Genomic DNA, 13524 nt, shown 5'->3' with positions numbered 1-13524 from the left:
TTTTTATTTCCACGTACAAATGGTTTTACATGCTGAGGGGGGATGAGTTTGACGGTTAAACCATGCTTAATAAACAAACGGCCCCAGTAGTTAGAGCCACTGCATGCCTCCATCACAACATCAGCATCTGGGAACTGTATAACGGTCTCGAGCAATTTGTTTCTTCGGACTTGGCGGTTGAACACTTCGGTTCCCCCTTGATTAGTTCCGCAAACTTGAAAAACAGATTTTGCCAAATCGATACTAATTGTTGTAACTTTCATGGGTGGACACCTCGTTTGAGATTATTGAACACATCACTTTAATAATGGCGCATTGCGACGCCGTGTAAAGCGAGGTGTCCATCCCATCATCCCTGTAGGGCTTGGGCAGCGCCATCCATGGCGCTGCACACCTCCATAATAGTCCTATGTAACCGTTAGCGCGCTCACTCTCCCAGTCTCAGATAAAAAGCAAACTTAGCCATTATAGAAGAAGCAAAAGGGGCAGATTGTTCACTTGTAAGCGTTACGAGTATTGAAGGCCTCTGTGGTGGAGTGTCGAAGGCCATGGATGGCCTTCGTCAAGCCCTCATGGATGAGCTTGTCGCGTCTCCGCCACAGAGGCCTTCAATGCTCAAGCGAAACAAGTGAGCAGTCTGTCCCGGCCCCATGCAACCTCAGCGCTCGCTATTCGCTGCCTTACGTATCGAATTTCAGCAGCATTTCGCCGGCGTTGCAGTAGCAGGTGCCGTCACACACTGGGCAGTAGTAGCCGTCTTCTACTGAGGCTTTATACCAGCGCTTTTCATGCTGTTTAATCATTTCGCCACCGCATCGTGTGAAATACTCGTAAGCGCTGTTTTTTGGGCTTTGCATCCAAATGTGTGCCAGACCGCCTTTGCAGCCGAGTTCTTTAGCGCTGTCAATACTGCGTTGCAGTAAGGTTTTACCAATGCCTAAACCGCGTGCTTTTTCTGAGACGGCGGCGCATTTAAAGTAGCACAGCTCTTCTGCGGGGAAAGGCCACTCGGATGGTGTACAAAAACTATCTATGGGCCATTGACCAGGGGCCAATGTCAGGCGAACACCTAGCATTTGTCCGTCCTTCAGAGCCAGCCAGTTCAACTGAACATCTTCAACGGTACCTGCTTGTAAGTAATGCTGAAAGCTCTCTGGCGATAAGTAGTTGTCGCCATGAACTTCGTTGGCTAGATCAATAACGGCCGCCTCATCGGCAGCCGTTATTTGACGATATATGACTTCGCTCATTAGTAGCGATACTCGTCAGTCTTGAATGGACCCTCAACCTCTACATGAATGTAGTCGGCTTGTTCTGGTGTTAGCTGAGTAATGACACCTCCAAAGCCTTGAACCATGTAGCGAGCTACTTCTTCGTCCAGTTGCTTAGGCAGAACTTCAACGCGCAGGTATTCTTCCTGCTGCTTAATGTCCATGTCAGCGAACTTCTGCTCGAACAAGTGAATTTGCGCTAATACTTGGTTTGCGAAAGAGCCGTCCATAACGCGGCTTGGGTGGCCGGTTGCGTTACCCAGGTTCACCAAACGACCTTCTGCCAAGAGAATGAGATAGTCGCTGTCATCATCTGAGCGGTAGATTTTGTGAACTTGTGGCTTTATTTCTTCCCAACGCCAGTTTTTGCGCATGAAGGCGGTGTCAATTTCGTTATCGAAATGACCAATGTTACAAACCAGGGCGGTAGGCTTAAGCGCCGCTAGCATATAACGGTCGCACACATCCATATTACCGGTTGTGGTGACAATCAGGTCGGTATTGCCCAGCAAGTCTTTGTTAATGTTCTCGCCGTTACCTTTGTTTTGGCCATCGATATAAGGAGAAACCACTTCAAAGCCGTCCATGCAAGCCTGCATAGCACAAATTGGGTCAATTTCGCTGATCTTAACAATCATACCTTCCTGACGCAGACTTGCGGCAGAACCTTTACCCACATCACCATAGCCAACAACCAACGCCTTTTTACCCGACAACAAGTGGTCGGTAGAGCGTTTAATCGCGTCATTCAACGAGTGGCGGCAGCCATATTTATTGTCATTTTTCGACTTAGTGACAGCATCGTTCACGTTAATGGCTGGAACCTTCAAGGTGCCTTTTTCCAGCATATCCAGCAGGCGGTGAACGCCGGTGGTGGTTTCTTCGGTAATGCCGTGAATTTTTTCCAGCATTTGAGGGAACTCGTCGTGGATCATCAGCGTTAAGTCGCCGCCGTCGTCCAGAATCATGTTTGCATCCCAAAGTTCGCCGTCTTTATGACAAGTTTGCTTCAGGCACCATTCATACTCTTCTTCGGTTTCACCTTTCCAGGCGAAAACAGGTACGCCTGCGGCAGCCATAGCGGCAGCAGCGTGGTCCTGAGTAGAGAAAATATTGCACGAAGACCAACGCACCTCTGCGCCTAGCTCCAGCAGTGTTTCGATTAACACAGCCGTCTGAATAGTCATGTGAATACAGCCGATAATGCGTGCGCCTGCTAAAGGTTTGCTCGCTGCGTATTTGCGACGAATCGTCATCAACGCCGGCATTTCCGACTCAGCAATAGCAATTTCTTTACGGCCCCAGTCAGCGAGGCTTATATCAGCGACTTTGTAGTCTTGCGAATTTTCTACACTCATAACGACTCTCTTTTCAGTAATTTTCGTGAATTCTATGCAGTTTCAGCGTTCATAACGCGTTCAATTAACTGCTGTTGGCGCGCTTTGTCCAAGCGTGCTCCAAACTCAGTAACCAGTTCAGCGGCAGCATGACTTGCTAAGCGACCAGCATTTTCCAGAGACATTCCCTGAGTTAATCCATACAGCATAGCACCTGCAAACATATCGCCGGCACCGTTGGTATCTATTGCTTTAACTGGAACGCCGGGTATATGAACTTGGCGCTCTTTGTTGGCAATAATAGCGCCGTCTTTGCCCAGCGTAATGGCCACGGTGTCAGCTTTGTCTAGTAATACGCTCAATGCCGCTTGAGGATCTTCTTTCCCCGTCAATAATTCGGCTTCCTCACGGTTACAGAACATTAAATCGACACCACCGTCAAGAATCTCGTCAATACCATCGCGGAAGAACTTAACCATAGCTGGGTCTGAACAGGTCATTACCAACTTGGTGTCGTTCTCGCGAGCGACTTTCTTCGCATGTTGAATAGCACCGCGAGCAATATCTGACGTAATCAGGTATCCCTCAATGTATAAGTAGTTGGCAGCAGCAATGGCGTGATCATCGATTTCGGTGGTGGATAAGTCAGCCGTAATACCCAAGTGCGTGCGCATGGTGCGTTCTGCGTCTGGAGTCACCATAACCAGGCAGCGTCCGGTAATGCCCGGGTTTTGCTGGTTTTTAAGGCTAGTTTCGATACCGACTTGCTCTAAATCCTGACGATAGAACATGCCGGCTTCGTCGTCAGCGACTTTGCAGCAGTAGTAAGCATTGCCGCCGAACTGAGCAAAAGCAACCAGAGAGTTAGCGGCTGAGCCACCACCACACTGCTTTTTCAATTCGCCAAGTTCAGAGAGTTCGGCAATAAGAGTATTTTGCGCGTCTTCGTCAATTAACTCCATCATGCCTTTTTTAAGGTTATGCTTTTGCAGGAAGCCGTCTGTGACTTCAAATTCCTGATCCACCAGCGCGTTGCCAATGCCGATTACATCAATGGTTTTCATAATTTCAAATGGTTGCCTTATTAGGGCGCGTAGTATACCCGATGAGTCAGTCAGGGTCGATAAATGAACAACGTAAAAAGTCCAATTAACAGACAAGTAATGAAGAAACCTTGCCAAAGCCTTTGCCAGCGAGCCGCTTGAGTCAGTAGCAACTCTGCCGGACGGCCGCCAAAACGCTGGCGACTAATACGAATACCGGCGGCTTGTATAGGCCCGCCAAGCGTCACTTTATGACAATAACTGAAACTTTGTAGCCAACTGAGCAATATTGTCGGAAACACTGGGTTACGCTTGAGCGGTTCAATTTTGGGGGTGTTGCGACGAAATAGCCCAACTGTCCGGGCAAATAACGAAAGGAAAAATGAGGGTAAAAAATGCGTAATAGCGTACAACCAAGCGGTTGCCTGACCAAAGTGTCGGTAGCGAGCCTGCGCGGTGGGCCAAACCTCTTTAAGTTCGGCCAAAACACGTACGCCAAGGGCGGCTAACGGTCCGCCGAGACACCAGAATAACAGGGGAGCAAAGCGGCTTTCTAGAATGCTAGTCGCCCTTAACTCAATACTGGTTTTAGCAATACCGTGTTCACTGAGTAGGTCGCAATCGCGCCAGGTAACCCGCGTTAACCAGGTGCGTGCCGCATTTTTGCGACCTTTTGATAAATGCTGTTCGGCCATATGAGTGGCGTGCCGGACTGTTTGTTGACGTAGGCTGACAAAAAGAATCAGCCAACCTATGGCTAAAGACACTTCCGCGCCGGCGAAAACGATAGCGGCCGGCAATAGAACCAGTAGAAGCATGATCATTAACGCTAAAAAACCGGCAATTTTTTGCTGGCTGGAAGGGCGGTCTGGCTTGTTCACTTTGCCGCTCATGTAGGCGGCCATTAGCCGCAACACGGCAAAAGGATGCCATTGCTCAGGCCAGGGGAACCATCGCTCTGCCAACAAAGCCAGCAGAGCGAGACCAAAAGGTGAAAACAGTAATTCTTTAAACAGTTCGACGGTCATGCCGTCATATTGCCACGACAAGGCTTAAGCGGCAATTGGCTGATTATTCTTATCTTTATTGGCCGGAACTGCAGCTCGAACATGTTCAGCCTGGCGAATTTTTCCATGAATATAGTCATGTAATTCGGCAACTCGGTATCCTGGCTTGGCTTTAAAGCGAAGGAAGGGTAAGCCCGCTGCAGCTAGCGTGTTTTTCAGGAACAAGTTTCGTTTTTGTTGCTGCAACGATGACTGATTCGGTTCAAGCTCAATAGCTGCCTTCACTTGCATAGTGTCGATATCACACAGAACATAGTCCAGAATTCGTTGACTGGCTTTTTGCTGGGCATCTTTACGTGCCGAAGCCGATAGCCCAGAGCGAACGGTAACAATGTCGCTTAAGCGTACTTTTGTGAAAATACGAAACTCATTACCGACAGACTTTTCCAGAAGTGTCAAAAACTGGTCTTCCTGGGCCGTGCACAATGACACGTCTTTGAGTTTATAAGGGTAGGGCACATAGTTCTCCGACATACGGCTTGCAATAACAGCGACCGCAATAAGAACTACAACAAATAACAACAGGATAATTTCCATTTTCACACCTCATCAGAAAATTGACGCTACATGAGGTATGAAGCAAAAGCTGTGCCATACTTTATGACACAGCTTAATTCTTTAGGCTTTATAGCCGCCGGGAACACCTTTAGTGGTAACACTGACCGCGTCGTGTGCGTGCAGAGACTCATAATGGTTCACGCGCAGCCAGAAATCGCGGAAATTCGGCATCTGGTTCAGTGTGTGCTGTAAGCGGCGAGATGCATCTTCGCAGAACATTAGGTTTTGTCCGTTTAAGCGAGCAAATTCCTGCTCGTCTTCACGTTTAACGGCGGCTTGAACTGGGGTCTTTAAAGCACCTTCCACAGCGTCTATTAACTCGACAATTGGGAAGTCGGTGACATTTTCACTAAGCTGAACTTTGACTTCAGCAACTGAACGCTGGCTGTGAGGAGTAGCCACAATACCTTCGGTAGAGCCAAGCCATTCGTGCATAGTTGCTGCGTCGACAGTGTCCTGCCCAGCGAATTTCTCACTGAATGCGTCCTGTATTAGTTGGCGTGCAAGCGCTGCAGAGCACGGACAAGTTGATGAGTAAGGGACATCAACAGACAGTTCGAGGTTCAGAGAGCCCGCGTCATAACGACCGGTTAAACTTACTGGGTAGGCCTTCCAGCCCTGCTTTTTGCTTATTAACGATTTACGACGCAGATGATAATCGAAGTCAAACTTAATAAACGCTTGGTTACTGATGTCTTTGTGACTCTCAATGAAGTCATTCAGTAACTGCTTTAATGATTCGTGACTGAGCTCGCCGTTGGTTGATAACTCATCCAACAGCAAATAAAGACGCGACATATGAATGCCTTTGGTCTTCGGGTCTTTTAAGTTTACAAAAGCTTCCACATGAGCTGATACAGGGCGTTCAGAAGCACCGGCCGCTGCCACCATCAATGGAACTTCAATATTGCTCATGCCAACCCAATCCAGGGTTCCCTCTGTCTGGGCCTGTGTTTGGTTGGCTACGTCGGGCATAACTGTTGGCATTCGTTGTGAACTCCAAAAAATTTGTGAATATTGTCAGGGCCGAGTTGATCTCTATCAATTTGGCTCAGTCTTAAAGTCGGGCATTATAGCGCAGAATTCCATCGGGTGACACCGATTGCCCTAATCGATTCTCCCTGACAAACAGGCCGGGGAGTTGACTAAAACAGTAATTACGCCGAGGATAGAGTTTTGGATTGACGGAGTAACAAAATGTCAGAAAAATCGGTTATCGATACCGAATTATTGCAGCAGTACGTTGACTCACTCGGTGTTGATGGTCTGAAAGCAACGTTAGCCACCTTTGACGGCGTTATTCAGGAGTACGCAAAGCTTATTCATACAGCTGCCAAAGAGCGAAAAGAAGAAGAGCTCCGCAAACAAGCGCATAAAGTAAAAGGTGCATGCAGTTCTGTTGGACTTACTGAACTTGCTGAAATGATGAAGCGAGTAGAGAAAGAAAAATGGGAATGGCCGCAGGTAGAGCGCTGGCTGATAGAGTGGGCCGACGCGGTTATCCCGCATCGGCAACAAATTGACGCTTGGTTAGCAACTCATCACTGAGCTTGCTGATCAACCTCACCAATAAACCGATAGCCTTCACCATGGATGGTGGTTATTAGGTTTGGCGTTTCCGGGTGTGACTCGAAATGACGGCGAATGCGACGAATAGCAACGTCAACGGTACGATCATTAGGACGTAATTCTCGGTCTAACATACGCTTGACCAGAGTCTCACGATCTAAAATACGACCCGGATGAGTTAAAAACAGCTCTAGCGCGCGGTACTCACTTTTCGGCAAACGGAACATTTGGTTGTCTGGTGAGTACAGGCAGCGACTGTCACTATTCAAACGCCAGCCGTGGAAACGGAATTCAACGCTGTTACTTTCCACTGGATTGCTTGAGCGTGATGCTTCAATACGACGGCATAAGTTACGAACTCGAATGGTTAACTCTTTCGGGTTGTAAGGCTTAATAAGGTAGTCGTCAGCACCGAGCTCAAGAGCAAGTAGACGATCATCTTCGCTATCGCGACCTGTCAGGAAAATAAGACCAATGTTGTCTCTTTCACGCAGTGACTCGGCAAGCTCTAAGCCGTTTTTTCCCGGTAAATTGACGTCCATAATGACAACATCCACACGCTCCTGGCGCATAATGTTTTCCATTTGCAGACCGTCCGCCGCGTCAAATACTTCATAGCCTTCCTGTTGGAATAAACGAGTTAGAGTCTGGCGGGTAACGACTTCATCTTCAACAATCAGTATTCTGGCATTCATAAGCGTTGATTTTCCCGGAAAGTTCGTCGCTTGACGTGAAAGTTAGCGTCAAATTATAAAAGTTATGACGTTACATTATGACTTTTGTTTCAAATTTTTCAAGCATTGCTGAGCACGGTGACCGGAAAGCGAATAATAAATTCAACGCCGTTATCCTCTTCACTGAAAAAGTGGATGTTTCCACCCAACACCTGCGTGACAAGGTTGTAAACTAAATGCAGACCTAAACCACTGCCGCCGGAACCACGCTTTGTTGTCACAAAAGGATCAAATATCTTACGGCTAATGTCAGCGTCAACGCCACAGCCGTTATCGGTATAGACAATTTCCAGTTCGTTATCGTTCATTAACTGAAAGCTTATGTCTACTTGTCCTTGGTCACGGCCGTCGAACGCATGAACCATAGAATTAATAATAAGGTTCATGAGTATTTGGTTCAGTGGACCTGCTTTCGCCCGCACCTGTATGTCACCTTCGCAGTGAATATTAATGGGGAAGCGTTCAGGGTTTAAACGACGTGGCTTCACGGACATCAGTACGTCATTCATGAAACTGTTTATTTCAATGTCACGGTCAACTTCCGATGACTGGTCTACAGCAACTTGCTTGAAGCTGGTGACTAAGTCGGCAGCTCTGTTCAAGTTACGATAAATAATTTGTAAGTTTTCATCGCAATCATTCAGGAAACGTTCGAATTCGTTGGTGGATATCCTTTTAGCATTGAATTTTTCCTGCATGACAGCGAGTTTGTCTTGCAACAAGGTAGACGCTGTAACGGAGAGGCCTATAGGTGTATTTACTTCGTGAGCAATACCGGCGACCATGTCACCTAGTGACGCCATTTTTTCCGATTCTACTAGCTGCCCTTGATACTGGTGCAATTGCTCTAAGGTTTTCAAAAGTTCACTATTTGACTCTTTCAGCGCTTGAGTTCGCTGTGTGACTTGTTGCTCTAGTTGAGTGTTTAACTGGCTGGCTTCTTCTTCGGCACGGCGCTGGCGAGTAATGTGTTGCTGCACTCGGTCAAGCATGGTGTTGAAGGCTTGAGCCATCATGTCAAACTCAGCTAATTGTGACGAGGGCAAACGCAGTGAATAGTTTTTGTCCCGGGCAACTTGTGAAACAACATCAACGACCGAGTCGAGAGGTTGAACTATTGCTTTACGCAGTCGTAGGGTTGCTAGCCAGCATGCGAGTAACGTCACTAGGGCCACCACAATAGCTACCGCTATCGAGCGCCACATGAACAATCGAACTTGCTCGAGGGAGCCTCTTAGGTAGACATAACCTATAACCTCACCGTCCAGGGTGACCGGTTGAGAAACCTCTATATTGGAGTCGTTAACTTTAGGTGACGTTAAACGCTCTAACTTGGAAAAGCGGGCCGGAATAGGCGCTAAGCCTTGCTTGTTATAACTGGAAAAAAAAGTCAGTTGCCCACTTGTTTCGTCCATTTTATAAACATGAATATGCTCAATAAAAGGCGTATTCTGAAAAGTGCCCAGCCTCTGTTTTTCAGAAGCAGAGTCGTCGAATACGATAGTTCGTGCAGCATTACTGGCGATAATTCGCGTGTAAGAGAGTGCTTGTTCCTGAAGCGACTTTTCGAACTGTCCAACCTGACTGACAATATTTATTGTAAAGCCAATGAGCAGCGCAAAACTGGTGACCAGTAGCACCAGATAAATGAGTATGCGCTTCAGTGAAATCGTATGCATTCAGTTAACAGCTCAACTTAATTATTGTTTATGTTTATTTATGTTAGCAAATCGTTAACAAAAGAGTAATCGCCTAAACGATAAAACGCTTATTTTATCGACGAATGGCTTCGTAAACTCGGTAACGACCATCATCAACAAGCGTTTCACAGTGTCCAAAGTGTTCTTCGATAACCTCTGGCCAAGGTAAAAAGCGATTCGCAACGATATACAAAGCGCCATTTTTCTTCAAATGTTTGCGAGCACTACTCAAAAATTTACGAGCAATGGCATAGTCCGTTTTTTGGCCTGTGTGAAATGGCGGGTTACTGACAATAGTGTCAAACACCTCTAAATTATCAGGTAAGCCGTCGGCTAAGCGCAAATCAACCTCAATACCCTGCTGAGCAAACGTCATTGTGCTGGCAGCGATGGCCATAGGGTTAACATCACAGGCGGTTAAATGCTCGGCTGACTGACGTAATGCGCTGGTTATCACACCGGCACCACAAGCAAAGTCTAACACTTGCCCCAGTGGTTTTTCGCTCAGGGTGTTCAATAGCAATTGGGTGGCAGGGTCAATATGAGTTTGACTGAATACGCCTGGTAATGTGGTGAAACTCTCAGTGTGCCCATTTAACTCATAATGGACATGGGTTGCGTAATCCGTTAAAGGCCTGGGGTCAGTCGCTGCTTCAATATGACTCAAGCTAAATAATTGGCAATGATTTCCCGATGCGACCTTACGCGCTTTTGAAAAGCTCTCAGGCAATTTTTTAGCGAGGGACTGAACGCCGGAGCGCTTCTCTCCAACCAGCCAGACAATAGCATCCGTAGGTAATGCAGTGAGTTGCTCCAGAATATAGTGATTCAGCGCTTTTTCTTTGGCAACCACCAGCATGACTTGTGTGTATTGGCTTATGTCAGGAGCTGAAGCCTGACAATAGGCGACGTTACCTTTCGCTTGCCACTGGCTCGCCGTGCCCGCATGAAAGCACCAGGCTTCTGCATTCTTGAGTGTTGCTAAAGCGTCGTCCAGGGGGTTAATTACCAGTAAAGGAGCATCGCGCCAGGGCTGCTCGTGTTGGCGTTCTAATAAAGAAAAAATAGCAGATGACATTATATTGAATCGTTACAGTAGACTGTCTACGCGCAGTTGTTTGTCTTCAAGTAAGAACATTGTACCATTGCGATGCTCTTTAATGCGCAGGCTTTTTTCTTTAAATATGAAGAGTATACCGGGGAATACTTCGCGACTAACCATTGTGCGCAGAGTAGGGTGATTTTCAAAGGCCTCCAGCACGGAGTCAATGCTAGTGCGCGTAGTACTAATTCGAGACTTTATTTTCTTCAGCTCACCATGCAGTTTTTGCTGGTATTGAACCCGTTTGGCCTCATATTCAAGTAACTTGCATCGCTCTAAGCCTTGCTGCAACGTTTTAGCACGCGCAATAAGTTTAGCGAGGGAGCTGCGTAAATGGTTTAAATGGTTAACTGACTGAGGGTCTGCCGGCGGTAGCGACCAGTAAACTCGAGTTTTTGTGCCAGCTGGTGCGCCTAATTGACCGCAATAGATGTGATCATTGGTTTCAATGGTGCCACCAATAAGCTTGCCGCGTGCTGCTTTCCCCTCACCACCAATAGCTAAAGGCCCTTTAGTGACTACGTGACAGTGAGTTAGTTGCTTGTTTGTATGCACGCCATTTTGCGCATCGAAAAAGGAATATTGAGCGTAAGCACACCAGACTGAACCGCCGGCGACCAATTTTGTCGATACTTCCGGAATCCAGTCGTCAGCATCTTCATCGTGTTCGCCGGTTTCGGAAGCATTCAGAAGTCGGCCAATACAGCCTTTTTGAACGGTAATGTTACCGTCGGCATAGAGCTCGGCAGAGTCGACATAACCACCAACGGTAATATCGCCGCTGCAGGTTACTTTCATACCTTCGCTTACGTTACCGGTGACTATCACGCTGCCTTTGAACTTGACGTGACCGGTGGAAACATCAACGTTATTTAACTGCATAACGTCGTCGACTTGTACGCTATTACCATTAAAACTGGGTAAACCGGTGCGGTCAGCGATAATAACATTCGGATCATCATCACTTATTTTCGTGCCCTCACCGGGGGCAAAGTCACGATCTTCTCCATCCATTGCTTCGAGTTCCTGGCCAAACACGGTAAAACCCGGGCGACCTTTACTCAGTGGTATTTTCTGTAGCAGTGGCTGACCTGGGTCGACAGTGACTTGCGCACCTAAGTCACGCATATCGGCAGTACCGTCTTCTCGAAGTTGAGGGCGCAAAACTCGCTTGCGAGCGTCATCGGCCAAGGGTTTAAAACGTGCATTACTGCCGTTAATCGGATGCTTTCCTTTAGCGACAGTTACTGACATTTCCGCCCCGGGAGGCGCTTCGTTGGTATGCTCTACCAGAGCTTCTATGCCTTTACGCTGAATGCCCGAGGTAATACCTTTTTCCCGAAGCGCAGCAATGATCATCTCTTGCGTTAAAGGCTTGCCGCCAAAGCCAACAATGGCAGTGGCTGTCACTCTCATAGAGTCGTCACTGATTTGCAACTTAAGCTCAGCGTCAAAGATTTCAGCAATAGTGACTTGAAAAGGAATGCTCTTGTTGCTGTCTTTGGAGTAGTGCTGCGCGTATTTTGTTGCCGTTTGCGTCAACATTTGAGGATCCAATAGTTTGGCAGCCGAAAACTCAGAAGCCTGCCAGGCTTTCTGTAATGCTTCTGCTTTAACGTCTGACGGCGATGTACCGGCATCAATACTTATGTATACATCGCGTTCAGAAACCCGGAAACTCACCGGACTGGACATTGCGCGCCTACTGTCTAACTGTTGTTATAATTTTATCGACCAATCTTAACGAAGTTTGATAAGTTTTTGTATTGTTTTTAGTCGGTTTGCGGGTTTTCGTTGCAATAGTGTTGGACTTTTTGATTCACTTCAAAAAGGAAGTGGTTCAGTTGTCTAATCTCTTGGCGCTTTTCACTGTCAGTTAAGCTGGGCCACTTATTGAATACTTGTCCAACAAACTCACTAAACGTATCCGCACCAATTGTTGCCGTTAAACTTTTTAATGTATGTATCTTAATTTTTGCTTCATTGTCGCTAGCAAGCAGGGCGTCTTCGTCTATCAGCGGTGAAAACTCCCCCAGGTAACATTGAAGGACTTCACGATAAAGCGACGGTACATCGTCGCAATGGTGCAGACCTTTCTCAAAGTCGACAGTTGACAGCTTCATCGTCATAAGGGCTTGTTCTCATACACCTCGGTAAATGAATCCACACTTTCTGTGGCATCGGATATGACATCTTTGTCAAACTGAGCCACATTGAACAACGCCTCGCCTTCGTTCGCAACCGGAATATTGCTGCAGCCAATAATAATGCCGCGAACCGGTGACTCAATAGGGTCGTCTGCACCGCCGTGAGGGTTCACACTTAACGCCAGTATTTGACCTTTCTGAATGGTTTGTCCCAATTCTACTTTACGAAGTATTAGACCGTCCCGCTCGGAACGAACCCAAGTGGAGCGGTGCGATATAACTGGTGTAATACGGCGTCCTTTACGGCGACCTTTAAGCATTTTCAGGTGCTTCATGACATTCTGAACACCAATAACCCCGGCACTTATTGAAGCCTCGTCAAAGCGCAACGCTTCGCCTGCTTCATAAAGAATGAGCGGAATACCTAATTCAGTCGCTAAAGCCCGGAGTGAACCGTCCCTCTCTTTGGACTGCAAAATAACTGGCGTACTGAATGATTTAGCCATTTCGAGAGACTTGTCGTTATCAACGTCCGCGCGAATTTGCGGTAGGTTACTGCGGTGAATGGCGCCGGTGTGTAAGTCGATAATATGGGTGGATTTTTTTACCAGCTCTTCACTGAATAAAAAGGCCATGCGACTGCCTAATGCACCACGTTCAGACCCCGGGAAACAACGGTTTAAGTCACGTCTGTCCGGTAGGTAACGAGACTGTTGGATGAACCCAAATAAATTCACGATAGGCACGACGACCAGCGTTCCGGCAAGGTTGCGGGCGTCGGTTTCGTTAATTAAGCGGCGGCATATTTCTATGCCGTTGAGCTCGTCGCCGTGAATAGCGGCAGATACCAACAGAACTGGTCCCGGCTTGGTACCGTGGAATACATCAATACGTAAGTCCAGCGGTGCATCGTTATAAAGGCGAACCGCCGGCAACGTAATATGCTGATGTGAACCGGACTCAATGCTTTGCCCGGCAAGCTCAAACCGCTTCATT

The 13524-nt window shown here is 47.3% G+C and carries 13 protein-coding genes and 1 pseudogene; 1 reads left to right on the top strand and 13 read right to left on the bottom strand.

Annotated features, from left to right (window positions below; genetic code table 11):
- The 7 genes and pseudogenes from BLT32_RS12880 to folE2 all read right to left on the bottom strand — a co-directional run.
- Nucleotides 1-263 (bottom strand): annotated as a pseudogene (locus tag BLT32_RS12880) (IS110 family transposase); the annotation flags it as partial.
- 417 nt (nucleotides 264-680) lie between these two features.
- Nucleotides 681-1250 carry a GNAT family N-acetyltransferase gene (locus tag BLT32_RS12180; RefSeq protein ID WP_053954510.1) on the bottom strand — a complete coding sequence of 190 codons (570 nt, stop codon included), beginning with the start codon at nucleotides 1248-1250 and terminating at the stop codon, nucleotides 681-683.
- Nucleotides 1250-2629: an adenosylhomocysteinase gene (gene ahcY / locus BLT32_RS12175; RefSeq protein WP_053954511.1), complete on the bottom strand. Its 1380-nt coding sequence runs from the start codon at nucleotides 2627-2629 to the stop codon at nucleotides 1250-1252. The genes BLT32_RS12180 and ahcY overlap by 1 nt, the downstream gene beginning before the upstream one ends.
- Before the next feature lie 32 nt (nucleotides 2630-2661).
- On the bottom strand, nucleotides 2662-3672 hold the full coding sequence (locus tag BLT32_RS12170) for an adenosine kinase (RefSeq protein WP_053954512.1): 1011 nt from the start codon (nucleotides 3670-3672) through the stop codon (nucleotides 2662-2664).
- Between the two features lie 50 nt (nucleotides 3673-3722).
- The gene (locus BLT32_RS12165) at nucleotides 3723-4700 is read right to left on the bottom strand and encodes a cobalamin biosynthesis protein CobD/CbiB (RefSeq protein ID WP_235444018.1); all 978 of its coding nucleotides are present in this window, start codon (nucleotides 4698-4700) and stop codon (nucleotides 3723-3725) included.
- A 3-nt stretch (nucleotides 4701-4703) separates the two neighbouring features.
- The gene (locus tag BLT32_RS12160) at nucleotides 4704-5255 is read right to left on the bottom strand and encodes a DUF2726 domain-containing protein (RefSeq protein WP_053954514.1); all 552 of its coding nucleotides are present in this window, start codon (nucleotides 5253-5255) and stop codon (nucleotides 4704-4706) included.
- Nucleotides 5256-5336: 81 nt separating this feature from the next.
- Complete coding sequence (folE2, locus tag BLT32_RS12155) at nucleotides 5337-6263, bottom strand: GTP cyclohydrolase FolE2 (protein ID WP_053954515.1); 927 nt, start codon at nucleotides 6261-6263, stop codon at nucleotides 5337-5339.
- Between the two features lie 210 nt (nucleotides 6264-6473).
- On the opposite strand from folE2, the gene BLT32_RS12150 reads away from it, so the two are divergent.
- Nucleotides 6474-6824, top strand: a complete 351-nt coding sequence (locus BLT32_RS12150) for an Hpt domain-containing protein (protein WP_053954516.1) — start codon at nucleotides 6474-6476, stop codon at nucleotides 6822-6824.
- Here the strand turns inward: BLT32_RS12150 and arcA are convergent.
- The 6 genes from arcA to BLT32_RS12120 form a co-directional block, all read right to left on the bottom strand.
- Nucleotides 6818-7540 (bottom strand): two-component system response regulator ArcA, encoded by a 723-nt coding sequence (gene arcA / locus BLT32_RS12145; RefSeq protein WP_053954517.1) that lies wholly within the window; start codon nucleotides 7538-7540, stop codon nucleotides 6818-6820. The two genes, BLT32_RS12150 and arcA, sit on opposite strands and share 7 nt — an antisense overlap.
- A gap of 98 nt (nucleotides 7541-7638) precedes the next feature.
- A complete protein-coding gene (locus BLT32_RS12140) occupies nucleotides 7639-9258 on the bottom strand; it encodes an ATP-binding protein (protein ID WP_053954518.1) in 1620 nt (539 codons plus the stop codon).
- 94 nt (nucleotides 9259-9352) lie between these two features.
- On the bottom strand, nucleotides 9353-10357 hold the full coding sequence (locus BLT32_RS12135; protein WP_053954519.1) for a class I SAM-dependent methyltransferase: 1005 nt from the start codon (nucleotides 10355-10357) through the stop codon (nucleotides 9353-9355).
- A 12-nt stretch (nucleotides 10358-10369) separates the two neighbouring features.
- Nucleotides 10370-12076, bottom strand: coding sequence for a flagellar assembly protein A (locus BLT32_RS12130; RefSeq protein WP_053954520.1), 1707 nt, complete (start codon nucleotides 12074-12076; stop codon nucleotides 10370-10372).
- A 77-nt stretch (nucleotides 12077-12153) separates the two neighbouring features.
- Nucleotides 12154-12510 (bottom strand): Hpt domain-containing protein, encoded by a 357-nt coding sequence (locus tag BLT32_RS12125; protein ID WP_074668989.1) that lies wholly within the window; start codon nucleotides 12508-12510, stop codon nucleotides 12154-12156.
- Nucleotides 12507-13523, bottom strand: a complete 1017-nt coding sequence (locus tag BLT32_RS12120) for a succinylglutamate desuccinylase/aspartoacylase family protein (protein WP_053954522.1) — start codon at nucleotides 13521-13523, stop codon at nucleotides 12507-12509. The genes BLT32_RS12125 and BLT32_RS12120 overlap by 4 nt, the downstream gene beginning before the upstream one ends.
- Nucleotide 13524: the final 1 nt, after the last annotated feature.

Origin of the sequence: Idiomarina zobellii, from assembly GCF_900100855.1 — a bacterium.
GTDB lineage: Bacteria > Pseudomonadota > Gammaproteobacteria > Enterobacterales > Alteromonadaceae > Idiomarina > Idiomarina zobellii.
Note: the sequence above shows the minus strand (reverse complement) of the source record. Positions and strands in the feature narration are given on the sequence as shown.